The sequence below is a fragment of the Pseudomonas sp. LPB0260 genome (assembly GCF_013388395.1).
This window is the reverse complement of record NZ_CP058247.1, coordinates 3,793,967-3,807,671: the sequence shown is the minus strand read 5'-3', so window position 1 is coordinate 3,807,671 and position 13,705 is coordinate 3,793,967. Positions and strand designations below refer to the sequence as shown.

At 66.0% G+C, this 13,705-nt stretch carries 11 protein-coding genes and 1 pseudogene; 10 read left to right on the top strand and 2 right to left on the bottom strand.

What is annotated here, in order from left to right:
• Positions 1-41: 41 nt before the first annotated feature.
• The 4 genes and pseudogenes from LPB260_RS17035 to LPB260_RS17020 all read left to right on the top strand — a co-directional run.
• A complete protein-coding gene (locus tag LPB260_RS17035) occupies positions 42-926 on the top strand; it encodes a sterol desaturase family protein (RefSeq protein WP_208706993.1) in 885 nt (294 codons plus the stop codon).
• Positions 927-1,034: 108 nt separating this feature from the next.
• Positions 1,035-1,742 carry a CTP synthase gene (locus LPB260_RS17030; RefSeq protein WP_208706992.1) on the top strand — a complete coding sequence of 236 codons (708 nt, stop codon included), beginning with the start codon at positions 1,035-1,037 and terminating at the stop codon, positions 1,740-1,742.
• Positions 1,743-2,050: 308 nt separating this feature from the next.
• Positions 2,051-3,472, top strand: coding sequence for a VOC family protein (locus LPB260_RS17025; protein WP_208706991.1), 1,422 nt, complete (start codon positions 2,051-2,053; stop codon positions 3,470-3,472).
• 749 nt (positions 3,473-4,221) lie between these two features.
• Positions 4,222-5,076, top strand: a pseudogene (locus LPB260_RS17020) (universal stress protein); the annotation flags it as partial.
• Positions 5,077-5,307: 231 nt separating this feature from the next.
• On the opposite strand, the gene gfa reads toward LPB260_RS17020, so the two are convergent.
• Positions 5,308-5,886: an S-(hydroxymethyl)glutathione synthase gene (gene gfa, locus LPB260_RS17015; protein ID WP_208706989.1), complete on the bottom strand. Its 579-nt coding sequence runs from the start codon at positions 5,884-5,886 to the stop codon at positions 5,308-5,310.
• A gap of 359 nt (positions 5,887-6,245) precedes the next feature.
• On the opposite strand from gfa, the gene LPB260_RS17010 reads away from it, so the two are divergent.
• The 5 genes from LPB260_RS17010 (at position 6,246) to LPB260_RS16990 (ending at position 9,896) form a co-directional block, all read left to right on the top strand.
• Positions 6,246-7,019, top strand: coding sequence for an ABC transporter ATP-binding protein (locus LPB260_RS17010; protein ID WP_208706988.1), 774 nt, complete (start codon positions 6,246-6,248; stop codon positions 7,017-7,019).
• Positions 7,020-7,036: 17 nt separating this feature from the next.
• A complete protein-coding gene (locus LPB260_RS17005; protein WP_208706987.1) occupies positions 7,037-7,789 on the top strand; it encodes an ABC transporter substrate-binding protein in 753 nt (250 codons plus the stop codon).
• 58 nt (positions 7,790-7,847) lie between these two features.
• Entirely contained in the window at positions 7,848-8,543 is a 696-nt protein-coding gene (locus LPB260_RS17000) for an ABC transporter permease (protein ID WP_208706986.1), read from the top strand.
• Complete coding sequence (locus tag LPB260_RS16995; RefSeq protein ID WP_208706985.1) at positions 8,540-9,229, top strand: ABC transporter permease; 690 nt, start codon at positions 8,540-8,542, stop codon at positions 9,227-9,229. The genes LPB260_RS17000 and LPB260_RS16995 overlap by 4 nt, the downstream gene beginning before the upstream one ends.
• 205 nt (positions 9,230-9,434) lie before the next feature.
• Entirely contained in the window at positions 9,435-9,896 is a 462-nt protein-coding gene (locus LPB260_RS16990; RefSeq protein ID WP_208706984.1) for an Lrp/AsnC family transcriptional regulator, read from the top strand.
• 118 nt (positions 9,897-10,014) lie between these two features.
• Here LPB260_RS16990 and LPB260_RS16985 read toward each other — a convergent pair whose 3' ends face one another.
• Positions 10,015-11,112 carry a saccharopine dehydrogenase family protein gene (locus tag LPB260_RS16985; RefSeq protein WP_208706983.1) on the bottom strand — a complete coding sequence of 366 codons (1,098 nt, stop codon included), beginning with the start codon at positions 11,110-11,112 and terminating at the stop codon, positions 10,015-10,017.
• 251 nt (positions 11,113-11,363) lie between these two features.
• Here LPB260_RS16985 and LPB260_RS16980 point away from each other — a divergent pair, with 251 nt between their 5' ends.
• Positions 11,364-13,631 (top strand): arginine/lysine/ornithine decarboxylase, encoded by a 2,268-nt coding sequence (locus LPB260_RS16980; protein ID WP_208706982.1) that lies wholly within the window; start codon positions 11,364-11,366, stop codon positions 13,629-13,631.
• Positions 13,632-13,705: the final 74 nt, after the last annotated feature.

Here is a 13,705-nt window from a genome sequence, read left to right as displayed (position 1 = left end):
GCGACGCGTTAGCCCCGTCACCATGGATCGGAGAGCGCACTATGCAACAGCTGTTGAATCGCACCTTTTTATTGATCAGCGTCTGCGCCAGCCTGGCTGCCTTCTTTTTCGCCTATCACGCCGGGCTGGACCTCGAGGTGACGGTTGTTGCCGCTACTGTCGCGACGCTGGTGGCCGGCATGCTGTTCGAGCGTTTCGCCCCCTATCGAGAGGACTGGCGCCGCAACCGGGGGGATGTCGGGACCGATGTCATCAGCGCCGTGGTGCTGGTCGGCATGGTGGAGCCGTTGCTCAAGGCGGCTGGGCCTGTCGCCCTTGTCTCATTACTGGGGGCGGCATCGATCGCGCCAAGCGAGGCCTTTCTGGCGAGCCTGCCCCTTGCGTTGCAGATACTGGCGGCGACCCTGCTCATCGAGCTTGGGCGCTATTGGTCGCACCGGCTACATCACATGGCGAAGCCGCTCTGGTGGTTGCACGCCATGCACCACAGCAGTGAACGCCTGTATAGCCTGAACAACTTTCGATTCCATCCGCTCAATCACGCGACGAATTTTATCGTCGGCATGCTGCCGGCCATGCTCCTGGGGTTCTCGCCCGAGGCGCTGCTGGGGTATCTGGCGCTCACCCAGCCGGTGCTCATGCTGCAGCATGCGAATATCGACCTTAAGAGCGGCTGGCTGAACTTCATCTTCAGCAGCAACGAACTGCACCGCTGGCATCATTCCAGTGACGCGCGCGAAGGCCATGTCAACTTTGGCAGTGCCCTGGTGATTTGGGATCAGGTATTCAAGACGTTCTACCTGGGCGGGAACAACAGGGCGCCGGTGCAGGTTGGCCTGTTCGCCGACAGCGCCGCCTACCCAGGGCGGTCTGGCTACTTCTCCCAGTTGCGCTCGATGTTTTCCCCTGGGTGCTGCGTGGGATAGGCAGATTGCCCGGAGAACGTTCGGTTTTCGCTGCGTCACTCGCTGATGGGCGCCCGTACTGGGCGCCCCGAAGCTGAAGTTTGCCACTGACAAGGAACGTACACGGACATGCCCGCAACCATCACAGTCGGCTTGATCGGCGACTACGACGCCGCCGTTCCGGCCCATCAGGCCATCCCACCGGCGCTGCAGCAGGCGGCGCAGGGGCTGGAAGTCGAGGTGGGGTTCGAGTGGATCGGGACCGAAACGATCACCTCTGCCGCCTCGATCAGCCGCTTCGACGGACTCTGGTGTGTGCCTGCCAGCCCTTACCGGAACATGGACGGTGCGCTGCTCGCCATTGGCCATGCACGCAGCAATGGCATGCCCTTCCTGGGGACATGTGGCGGGTTTCAGCATGCGCTGCTGGAGTACGCGCGCAATGTGCTGGGCTGGCACGACGCCGAGCATGGCGAAACCGCCCCCGATGCGCCGCGCCAGGTGATTGCCCCGTTGGCGTGCGCATTGGTGGAGGTGAGTGACCTGATTCGCCTGCAGGCCAATACCCGTGCCGCGTCCGCCTACGCTGCAGATGAGATTACCGAAGGGTATCGATGCAGCTATGGGCTGAATCCAGCGTTCCGCGCGGCGCTTGTCTCCGGTCCGCTGCGAGCTACGGCCTATGACGGGGCGGGCGAGGTCCGCGCGGTCGAGCTCGAGGGCCATCCCTTCTTCGTCGCGACCCTGTTTCAACCCGAGCGCAGGGCGCTGCGGGGCGATCCGGTTCCGCTGGTGGTTGCCTTCCTGCGTGCCTGCATGTCCGGTGCGGGGCGCTGAGGCCGGGGTCAGTTCGCTCCGGTCTCGGCTGACCTAGGCGGGCGAGGGCGACTCGCTGTCGGTCAAGGGCACCACGGCGTCCGCGATTGGCGCACGCTGCGACGCGCCGAGGCTGCGCCACTTTCCGGCGGGCTTTCTGGGCCTGCCAGCGCCTGCCGGTGGATTCTTTAAGGGAATGAACAGCTGAGGATTAGTCGTTTGAAACGGCCTATTCCGCTCGCCAGAATGTTTCCCATGAATGGCTGGAATACCAACCCCCTGGGGGTTGCCGGCCACCCTGTCCAGGCGATGCAAGGAGTCGAGTTCCCATGAGCGTTCAAGCTGCCGCTAACCCGGATGCGCTGGTTAGTCCCGATGAGATCCGCGCGCAGTTCTCCCGCGCCATGTCGGCCATGTACCAGGCCGAGGTGCCGTTGTACGGCGCGCTGCTGGAGCTAGTGGGGGAGGTCAACGCCCAGACCCTGGCGCAGGACCGGCAGCTGGCCGCGCGGCTCAGCGCCACCGGCGAGATCCAGCGCCTGGACATGGAGCGCCACGGCGCCATTCGCCTGGGCAGCGCCGCCGAACTGGCCACCATGCGCCGCCTGTTCGCGGTCATGGGCATGTATCCGGTGGGCTATTACGATTTGGCCTGTGCCGGCGTGCCGGTACATTCCACCGCGTTTCGCGCCACCCATGAGGCGTCGTTGCAACACAGCCCGTTCCGCGTGTTCACCTCGTTGTTGCGCCTGGAGCTGATCGAGAACCGCGAGCTGCGCGAACTGGCCGCGGGCATCCTCGCGCGGCGCAATATCTTTACCCCCCGCGCCCTGCAGCTGATCGAGCGGGCCGAGGCGGCCGGCGGCCTGAACGCGGGCGAGGCGGACGAGTTCGTCCAGCAGGCCCTGGAGACCTTCCGCTGGCACCGCGAGGCCACCGTCGGTGCCGCGCTGTACCAGCAGTTGAGCGACCAGCACCGGCTGATCGCCGATGTGGTGGCGTTCAAGGGGCCGCACATCAATCACCTGACTCCGCGCACCCTGGATATCGACGCGGTGCAGGCCGGCATGCAGGGTCGCGGCATCAGCCCGAAGGCGGTGATCGAAGGGCCGCCACCGCGGCGCTGCCCGATCCTGCTGCGGCAGACCAGCTTCAAGGCCCTGCAGGAGGCGGTGACGTTCGTCGAGGCGGACGGCAGCGGTGCGCTGGGCAGCCACACCGCGCGCTTCGGCGAGATCGAGCAGCGTGGCGTGGCCCTCACCCCGCGGGGCCGGGCGCTGTATGACCGCCTGCTCGAGGCCACCCGCAAGGTGGCTGGTGGCGCGCCGAACGAGGAGGGCGCGGCGGCCTATATGGCCACGCTCAGCCAGCAATTCCAGGCGTTCCCCGATGACTACGCCAGCCTGCGCCGGCAGGGGCTGGCCTACTTCCGTTACTTCGTCACCGAGCAGGGCCTGGCTGCCAAGGCGCGGGGCGAGCTGGCCCAGGAACTCGAGGCGCTGCTGGCCGCCGGCCACCTGCAGTGCGAGCCACTGGTCTACGAGGACTTCCTGCCGGTCAGCGCCGCCGGCATCTTCCAGTCCAACCTCGGCGACAACGCCCGCGACAGCTATGGCGCGAGCGCCAACCGCGAAGCCTTCGAGCGCGACCTGGGCGCGCCGGTGCTCGACGAGCTGGCGCTGTACGCCGAAACCCAGCAGCGCTCGCTGGCGCAATGCGCCGAGGCGCTGGGCCTGCCGGCACTCGCCTGAGCCGCGGACGAGGCCCGCCGTCGATCACAACGCGTGGCCCTTCGCCTACCTGTCGGCGCCTCTGGCCGGGCGCTTTGCGCCCGGCGCGCGGCCTGGATGCGTAAAGCCGACAGGCGTGGCAACAGGGTCGGGCGAGTGCCTTCATGGCCCGTCCGGTGGCACCTCGCCAGCGCGCCAATCGACTAGCGGTGGTGGCGGGCTGCGGCACAGCGACCACACTGAAACGTGGGGCGGGTAAACAGACCCGTGCCCACGAACCATCGTTTTGCAATGCAGTCGCCGATGAGCGCCGTGATCGATACCCGGGTTTGACTCCGGGGTGTCTTCGGAAGCTGGCTTGAGGACGCCGACGGGCGACGCCTGACGAATGGTCAATCCGCTCCACTCAACGCCAGCCGACCGCCCAGGCACGCGAATCATGCCGAGGGTGCCTGCAGATGGACTGCACAGCGCTCTTTCACGTCATAAGTCGATGCACCGCAGCACAGCGCTGGTTCGCGAGAGCGGCGCCTGAGTGACGGCATCCACATCCAGTAGCGACGCCCCGAATCCGCGGGACGAGCGCGCGGTAGGCTTCGCCAGCCCAAGCATTCAAAGCAGATTTCATCGAAGTCGTTTCCTGGCCGTCCTCGCCGAACCAGTGACCCGTAGATCGCTCGACGAAGCGGCAAGCGGCTGCGCCCGAGTCAAGGCCCGGACGCTACCTGCCGCCGAGCGCTACAGATCCCCTTACGCACAGGACGTTAGTCATGCAAACCATTCGCAATACCCTGGTGGTGATGGATCCAGAGCAGTCCCCGGCCCTGGTCCTCGACCGAGCCAAGCTGATCGCCAACACCACGCAGTCGCACCTGCACGTGTTGGTGTGCGACAAGAAGAACGACTATTCGACCCTCCTTGGCGAGACCCGCGAAGCCCTGCAGGGCCAGGGCTTCAGTGTCAGCGCCGAGCAGGCCTGGCATGGCGGTCAGCACCGGACCATCATCGCCGTGCAGCAGGCCCAGGGCTGCGGCCTGGTGATCAAGCAGCACCGGCGCGATACCCGCCTGAGCAAGACCCTGCTGCCCTCCGAGGACTGGAAGCTGCTGCGCTTCTGTCCCTGCCCGGTGCTGATCGTGAAGACGACCGCGTCCTGGCAGGGCGGCAGTATTCTCGCCGCCATCGATGCGGGCAACGACGACGTCGATCACCGCGTGCTGCATGCCGGGATCGTCGGTCACGGCCATGACATCGCCAACATGACCGGCGGCACCCTGCACCTGATGTCGGCCCACCCCTGTCCCGAGCTCCTGGCGCCCGATCCGGTGTTCCAGGTCAAGGACAGCATCCTGGCCCTGTACCGCAAGCAATGCCGGGTGCTGCAGGCCGAGTACGGCATCGACGACGAACATTTACACATCGAGGAGGGCCCCGCCGACGTGCTGATCCCCGCGGTCGCCCATAGGCTGGACGTGTCACTGACGGTGATCGGCAGCGTGGCGCGCAGCGGCCTGTCGGGGGCGCTGATCGGCAACACGGCGGAAACCGTGCTCGACAGCCTGGAGTGCGACGTGCTGGTGCTCAAGCCCGCCGACGTGATCAATCATCTGGAAGAACTGGCGGCGCCGGTGAGCCCGGAGCTGGACTCGGCGATACACTCCTGGCCCTACAGCCATGCTGCACGCGTACGCAAGCAGGTCGAGCCCGAGGAAGGCCCGGACGAAGCCGAGCCGCAGCCCAGCGGGCCGGGGCTGCAGGCGCGCTGAGGGGCGCGAGCTGTCCGTGCCTTGGCTACCTGCCGGCGTACCGGCCAATGCCGCGAGCCCGTCCCGCGGCCTCGGGCCGGTAGGCCGAATTCAGCTCTTCAGCGCGCCGGAGGCCTTGGCCAGGTGGGTGGCGATGGCGTCCATCAGGGGCGGCGACAGGCAATCGTAGGGCTCCAGGCCGAGCGCCTTGAGGCGGGCGCGGACCTCGCCCATCAACGCCGGATCGGTGCCCGACTCGATGATCGAGGAGACGAAGGCGGCGAACTGCGGGGCCGACCAGCCCTTGTCCGGCGACAGTTCGGTGTGGATGAAGTCCAGTCCGTAGAGGGGGTGGGCGCTGTTCTCGATGCGCCCGTACAGGTGCACGCCGCACTCGCGGCAGGCGTGGCGCTGGATGGTAGCGCCGGGGTCGACCACTTCGAGCTTCTCGGCATGCTCGCTGACCCGCAGTTTGTCGCGCGGCACCACTGCTACCAGGGAGAACAGCGCGCCCCTGGGCTTCCAGCACTTGGTGCAGCCACAGGCGTGATTGTGCGCCGACTGGGCGTCGACCCTGACCTTGACCGGATTCTGGGAACAGTGACAGGCCAGCGTGCCGCCGGCGAAGTCATCGGCGCCCGGCTGGATGCCGTTGTCCACCGATGGGTGAATCGAGAATGCGCTGGTCATTTCTCACCTCCTTAACGATGCCAACACTATGAGCGTAGCGCGGGGCAGCCCCCGTGCTCGCCAGCCTGCTACCGTCGATCGGCAGGGCTTGGCCGGCCTCTGGCGGCACCGCCGCAGTCCTTGCAGTTCCATAGATTTTGGAATGAACCGAGTCCTTCTTTTCGTTTGAGGCGCGTACCCATCCTTGTTTAGATCGGTAGCCAGCGGCGCTGCTGGATGGGTCTGGAAAGGCTGCAGCAGTGCTTTCGCGGGGCAAGAATGACGCCATTAAGGCCGTCGATGACGCCTGAGTGTTAGGTGGATGGCCGTGACGGCCGGCAGTATTTGCCAGGCTTAAAAAGAATAATAAGAGGTACTGCATGACCAGCTCCCCGTTCGCCCTGGAGATCCGTGATCTGCACAAGCGCTACGGCGATCACGAGGTGCTCAAGGGCATCTCGCTGAATGCCCGTGACGGTGACGTGATCTCCATCCTCGGCTCCTCCGGTTCCGGCAAGAGCACCTTCCTGCGCTGCATCAACCTGCTGGAAAACCCTCACCGCGGGCAGATCATCGTCAATGGCGAGGAGCTGCTGCTCAAGAAGGGCGCAGCCGGCGACCTGCAGGCGGCCAGCAGCAAGCAGATCAACCGCCTGCGCAGCGAGCTGGGCTTCGTCTTCCAGAGCTTCAACCTGTGGCCGCACATGAGCGTGCTCGACAACATCACCGAGGCGCCGCGCCGGGTACTGGGCCTGAGCAAGGCCGAGGCCACCGAGCGCGCCGAGGCCTTGCTGGCCAAGGTCGGCATCGCCGACAAGCGCCATGTCTACCCCAACCAGCTGTCCGGCGGCCAGCAGCAGCGCGCGGCCATCGCCCGCACCCTGTGCATGGAGCCAAAGGTGATCCTGTTCGACGAGCCGACCTCGGCCCTCGATCCGGAAATGGTCCAGGAAGTGCTCAGCGTGATCCGCGCCCTGGCCGAAGAGGGGCGCACCATGCTGCTGGTGACCCACGAGATGAACTTTGCCCGCCAGGTGTCCAGTGAGGTGGTGTTCCTGCACCAGGGCCTGGTCGAGGAGCAGGGCCCGCCGGAACAGGTGTTCGACAACCCGCAGTCGGCACGCTGCAAGCAGTTCATGTCCAGTAACCACTGAAAATGGAGCTACATCGCATGCATAACTACAAGAAGATCCTGCTGGCTGCGGCCGCCACCCTGGCTTTCGGCACCAGCGCCGTGGCCGCCGACAAGCTGAAGATCGGCACCGAAGGCGCCTACCCGCCGTTCAACCTGATCGACGCCGATGGCCAGGTGGTCGGCTTCGACATCGAGATCGCCCAGGCCCTGTGCGCCAAGATGCAGGCCGAATGCGAAGTGGTCACCTCCGACTGGGACGGCATCATCCCGGCGCTGAACGCCAGGAAGTTCGACTTCCTGGTGGCCTCGATGTCGATCACCGAGGAGCGCCAGCAGGCAGTCGACTTCACCGAGCCCTACTACACCAACAAGCTGCAGTTCATCGCGCCCAAGGGCGGCGAGTTCAAGACCGACGAGGCCAGCCTCAAGGACAAGGTGATCGGCGCCCAGCGCGCGACCATCGCCGGTACCTGGCTGGAAGACAACCTCGACGGCGTGGTCGACATCAAGCTCTACGACACCCAGGAGAACGCCTACCTGGACCTCACGTCCGGTCGCCTCGACGGTGTGCTGGCCGACACCTTCGTCAACTGGGAATGGCTCAAGAGCGATGCCGGCAAGGGCTTCGAGTTCAAGGGCGAGCCGGTGTTCGACAACGACAAGATCGGTATCGCCGTGCGCAAGGGCGAGCCGCTGCGCGAGAAGCTCAATGTTGCCTTGAAGGAGATCGTCGCCGACGGTACCTACAAGCAGATCAACGACAAGTATTTCCCCTTCAGCATCTACTGATCGGCACCGGCTGGTGCGGCCGCCGCTGCCGTACCAGCCCCCTGCGGTGGTTTGAATCATGACTCTCGATCTCTACGGATTCGGCCCGGCGCTGCTCGCCGGTGCCTTGATGACCATCAAGCTGGCGCTCGCGTCGCTGTCCCTGGGCCTGGTATTGGGCCTGCTCGGCGCCCTGGCCAAGACTTCGCCGTACAAGCCGCTGCAGTGGCTGGGCGGCACCTATTCGACCCTGGTGCGCGGCGTGCCCGAGCTGCTCTGGGTGCTGCTGATCTACTTCGGCACGGTCAGCCTGATGCGCAGCCTGGCCGACCTGCTCGGCGTGGCCAGCCTGGAGCTGTCGCCCTTCGCCGCCGGTACCATCGCCCTCGGCCTGTGCTTCGGCGCCTACGCCACCGAGGTGTTCCGTGGCGCCATCCTGGCCATCCCCAGGGGCCATCGTGAGGCGGGGCAGGCCCTCGGCCTGTCCAAGCCACGAATCTTCTGGCGCCTGATCCTGCCGCAAATGTGGCGCATCGCCCTGCCGGGGCTGGGCAACCTGTTCATGATCCTGATGAAGGACACCGCGCTGGTCTCGGTGATCGGCCTGGAGGAGATCATGCGCCGTTCGCAGATCGCCGTGACCTCGAGCAAGGAACCCTTCACCTTCTTTCTGGTGGCCGCGTTCATCTACCTGAGCCTGACCATCCTCGCCATGATCGGCCTGCACCTGCTCGAGAAGCGTGCCAGCCGTGGCTTCCTGAGGGCTGCCGCATGAACTGGGAACTGATCATCAAATGGCTGCCGCGGATTCTCGAGGGCGCCTGGCTGACCCTCGAGCTGGTCGGCATCGCGGTGATCGCCGGGCTGATCCTGGCGTTGCCCCTGGGCATAGCGCGGGCCTCGCGGCACTGGTGGCTGCGCGCCTTGCCCTACGGCTATATCTTCTTCTTCCGCGGCACGCCGCTGCTGGTGCAGCTGTTCCTGGTCTACTACGGCCTGGCGCAATTCGAGGCGGTGCGCGAGGGGCCGCTGTGGCCCTACCTGCGTGATGCCTACTGGTGCGCCATCATCACCCTGACCCTGCACACCGCGGCCTATATCGCCGAGATCCTGCGTGGCGCCATCCAGGCCGTGCCGCCGGGGGAGATCGAGGCGGCGCGAGCGCTGGGCATGGCGCGCTGGCAGACCTTGCTCTACATCGTCCTGCCGCGGGCGGCGCGCATCGGCCTGCCGGCCTACAGCAACGAGGTGATCCTGATGCTCAAGGCCAGCGCCCTGGCCAGCACCATCACCCTGCTGGAGCTGACCGGCATGTCGCGCACCATCATCGCCCGCACCTACCAGCCGGTGGAGATCTTCTTCGCCGCCGGCATGTTCTACCTGCTGGCGGCCTATCTGCTGGTGCACGCCTTCCGCCTGCTGGAACGGCGTCTGCGGGTGGATGCCTGTCAGGGTCGTTGAGCCGCTCGCGCCCGGTGCGGCCGGTGCCTTTACGCGGCGCCGGCGGATAAGCAGACTGCAGTGGCGCCCTGGCCGTCAGCCAGGACGACTCGGGCGCCTCCTTAGGAAGGCGCCCGAGTCGTAGCGGAATCAGTAATTTGCCAACGCTGGCCGGCCTTGCCGGGCGGCGTTTCGTTGTCTTGTGAGTTCTTGAGGTTGGTCCTGAATGTCTGATTTGAACCCGCTGCGCCTGGATGACATCGATCGTCAGCTGATCGCCGCGTTGCAACTCAATGCCCGCGAGAGCGTGGCCATGCTGGCGCGCAAGTTGGGGATCGCCCGCACCACGGTGATCTCGCGCATCGCCCGCCTGGAAAAGCACAAGGTCATCACCGGCTACGGCCTGCGTCTGGGCCAGCGTGTGCTGGATGGCGGCCTGCAGGCTTACGTGGGCATCACCCTGCAGCCGCGCTCGGGCAAGGAAGTGCTGCGCCGCCTGACCAGCATGGCCGAGGTGCAGCAGTTGTGTACGGTCAGTGGGGAGTTCGATTTCGTCGCCTGGCTGCGGGCCGACTCGCCGGAGCGCCTCGACCAGTTGCTGGACGAGATCGGCGAAGTCGACGGGGTGGAGAAGACCACCACCTCGATCATCCTGTCGTGCAAGCTGGATCGCGGACAGAAGCTCTAGGCAGGAATGGTTGGGCGGGCGCCTGGCCTGCGCCGGGCTGGGAAACGGATGACCAAACGAAAAATCCCCGGTCGCCGGCAGAGCTGCCGGCGACCGGGGATCGGTGACTCGCCGAGGCTTAGGCGGCCTCTTGAGTCTGCACCTCTTGCTCCTCGTAGGCCTGACCGAAACGGTTGGCCAGGAAGTCCTCCAGGGACACCTGCTCCTGGCTGATGAAGCCCGCTTGCGGCAGGCGCTGCTCGCGGAACAGGTCCAGGGCGGCGCAGATGCCGGCGGCGGTGGTGATCTGGATGGCGCTGGTCAGGCGGCCGTTCTGTTCGGCGGCGAAGATCTTGCGGCTGAACACTTCCTGCACCAGCTTGCCGCCGCGCAGGCCATTGACGGTGACGAACACCAGCACCACGTCCTGCATGGTGCTGGGCACCGCGCCGCGCAGGATGTCCTTGAGCTTGTCCTGGTTGGCCGACAGGCGCAGGTCTTCCAGGAGGAACTTCATCAGGTCGCGGTGGCCCGGGTAGCGCACGGTCTTGTAGTCGAGCACCTCGACCTTGCCTTGCAGGGTCTCGCACAGGGTGCCGAGGCCGCCGGAGGTGTTGAAGGCCTCGTACTCGACGCCGTCCAGGGAGAAGTGCTCCAGACCTTCCAGCGGCTGGACCATCTGCAGCTTGCCGTTGCGGATCGCCTCGCAGGGGTGGCAGTACTCGTTGACCAGGCCGTCGACGCTCCAGGTCAGGTTGTACTTCAGGGCGTTGGTGGGGAACTCGGGCAGGGCGCCGACGCGCATCTTGACCTCGCGCACGCTGTCGAAGTGACGCGCCAGGGAGTGGGCGGCGATGCCGATGAAGCCCGGGGCCAGGCCACACTGCGGCATGAACGCGGTCTTGGCGTCCTTGGCCAGCTCCATGATGGTCTTGGTCGCGTGCACGTCTTCGGTCAGGTCGAAGTAGTGGGTGGCGGTGGCCTTGGCTGCCTTGGCCACGCCGATGGCCATGTGGTAGGGCAGGGCGTTGAGCACCGCATCCTGGCCCTGCATGGCGGCTTCCAGGGCGCCGCTGTCGGCCGAGTCGAGTTCGCGGGTGGCGATGCCCAGGTCGGCGATGGCTTTCAGCGAGGTGGCGTCGCGGTCGGCTACCAGCACCCGGTAGTCGCCGGATTTGTGCAGCAGTTGGGCGATGGTGTAGCCGATGTGGCCCGCGCCGAGCAGGAGGACGTTCATTGTTGTTATCTCCAAGGTTGCGTTCAGATGTGGCCAGTCTAAAGGGCAGTTGGTTCGACAATAAGACTCATAAAACATCAAAAAGATTGGCTTGTGAGTCGATATGACGTGCTTGTGATGCGTTTAGTCGAATCCGGTCGTGACTGCGGACGGCAGTACGCGGCGGGTCTTATAACTTTCTTGTCACATGGCACCCTGGACCTTCTACCCTGAGGGACAGGCAAGCGCGCCATAGCCGAGCAGGAACCGCCATGTACAAAGACCTCAAGTTCCCCGTGCTCATCGTGCACCGCGACATCAAGGCCGACACCGTGGCCGGCGAGCGGGTGCGCGCGATCGCCCGGGAGCTGGAGCAGGACGGCTTCAGCATCGTCTCCACCGCCAGTGCCGCCGAAGGGCGCATCGTCGCCTCGACCCACCACGGCCTGGCCTGCATCCTGGTGACGGCCGAGGGGGCGGGGGAGAACAAGCACCTGCTGGAGGACATGGTCGAGCTGATCCGCATCGCCCGCACGCGCGCGCCGCAGCTGCCGATCTTCGCCCTCGGCGAGCAGGTCACCATCGAGAACGCGCCGGCCGAGGCGATGAACGATCTCAACCAGCTGCGCGGCATCCTCTACCTGTTCGAGGACACCGTGCCCTTCCTCGCCCGCCAGGTCGCCCGCGCCGCGCGCAACTATCTGGACGGCCTGCTGCCGCCGTTCTTCAAGGCCCTGGTGCAGCACACCGCGCAGTCCAACTACTCCTGGCACACGCCCGGCCACGGCGGTGGCGTGGCCTACCGCAAGAGCCCGGTGGGGCAGGCCTTCCACCAGTTCTTCGGCGAGAACACGCTGCGCTCGGACCTGTCGGTGTCGGTGCCGGAGCTGGGCTCGCTGCTCGACCACACCGGCCCCCTGGCCGAGGCGGAGGCGCGTGCGGCGCGCAATTTCGGCGCCGACCACACCTATTTCGTGATCAATGGCACCTCGACGGCGAACAAGATCGTCTGGCACAGCATGGTCGCCCGCGACGACCTGGTGCTGGTCGACCGCAACTGCCACAAGTCGATCCTCCACTCGATCATCATGACCGGGGCCATCCCCCTGTACTTGAGCCCCGAACGCAACGAGCTGGGCATCATCGGGCCGATCCCGCTCAGCGAGTTCTCCGCCGAGTCTATCCGCGCCAAGATCGCCGCCAGCCCGCTGGCCCAGGCGCGCGCGGGTGGCGCGGCGGCGAAGGTCAAGCTCGCCGTGGTGACCAACTCGACCTACGACGGCCTGTGCTACAACGCCGAGCTGATCAAGCAGGTCCTGGGCGACAGTGTCGAGGTGTTGCATTTCGACGAGGCCTGGTACGCCTATGCGGCCTTCCATGAGTTCTATGCCGGGCGCTACGGCATGGGCACCTCGCGTGAGGCCGAGGGCCCGCTGGTGTTCACCACCCATTCCACCCACAAGCTGCTGGCGGCCTTCAGCCAGGCCTCGATGATCCACGTGCAGGACAGCGGCAGCCGTCAGCTGGACTGCGACCGCTTCAACGAAGCCTTCATGATGCACATCTCCACTTCGCCGCAGTACGGCATCATCGCCTCGCTCGACGTAGCCTCGGCGATGATGGAGGGGCCGGCCGGGCGCTCGCTGATCCAGGAGACCTTCGATGAGGCGCTGAGCTTTCGCCGCGCCCTGGCCCATCTGCGGCAGAACCTCAAGGCCGACGACTGGTGGTTCAGCATCTGGCAGCCGCCGCGGGCCGAGGGCGCCGAGGAGGTGGCGACCGGCGACTGGCTGCTGCAGCCGCAGGCCGAGTGGCATGGCTTCGGCGAAGTGGCCGAGGACTATGTGCTGCTCGATCCGATCAAGGTCACCCTGGTCACGCCGGGGCTGACCGCCGGCGGCAAGCTGGACCAGTGCGGGATACCCGCTGCCGTGGTCGGCAAGTTCCTCTGGGAGCGTGGCCTGGTGGTGGAGAAGACCGGGCTGTACTCCTTCCTCGTGCTGTTCTCCATGGGCATCACCAAGGGCAAGTGGAGCACCCTGCTGACCGAGTTGCTGGAGTTCAAGCGCAGTTACGACGCCAACCTGGCACTGGCCGATGCCCTGCCGTCCATCGCCAGGGCAGGCGGCGCGCAGTACCAGGGCATGGGCCTGCGCGACCTGTGCGACGCGTTGCACGGCTGCTACCGCGAGAACGCCACGGCCAAGGCGCTCAAGCGCATGTACACGGTGCTGCCGGAGGTGGCGATGAAACCGGCCGATGCCTACGACCAGTTGGTGCGCGGCGAGGTCGAGGCGGTGCCGATCGACCGGCTCGACGGCCGCATCGCCGCAGTGATGCTGGTGCCTTATCCGCCCGGCATCCCCTTGATCATGCCGGGCGAGCGCTTCACCCCGGCCACCCGCGCGATCATCGATTATCTGGAGTTCGCCCGTACCTTCGACCACAGCTTCCCCGGCTTCGATGCGGACGTGCATGGGCTGCAACGCCAGGACGGCCCGCAGGGCGCCCTGTACACGGTGGACTGCATCAAGGCCTAGGCGCCGCCTGCCGCGCCAGGGCCCTCAAGCGGCGCCGGTGCGGCGCGCTGACCGGTGCTAGTATCCTCGACAGA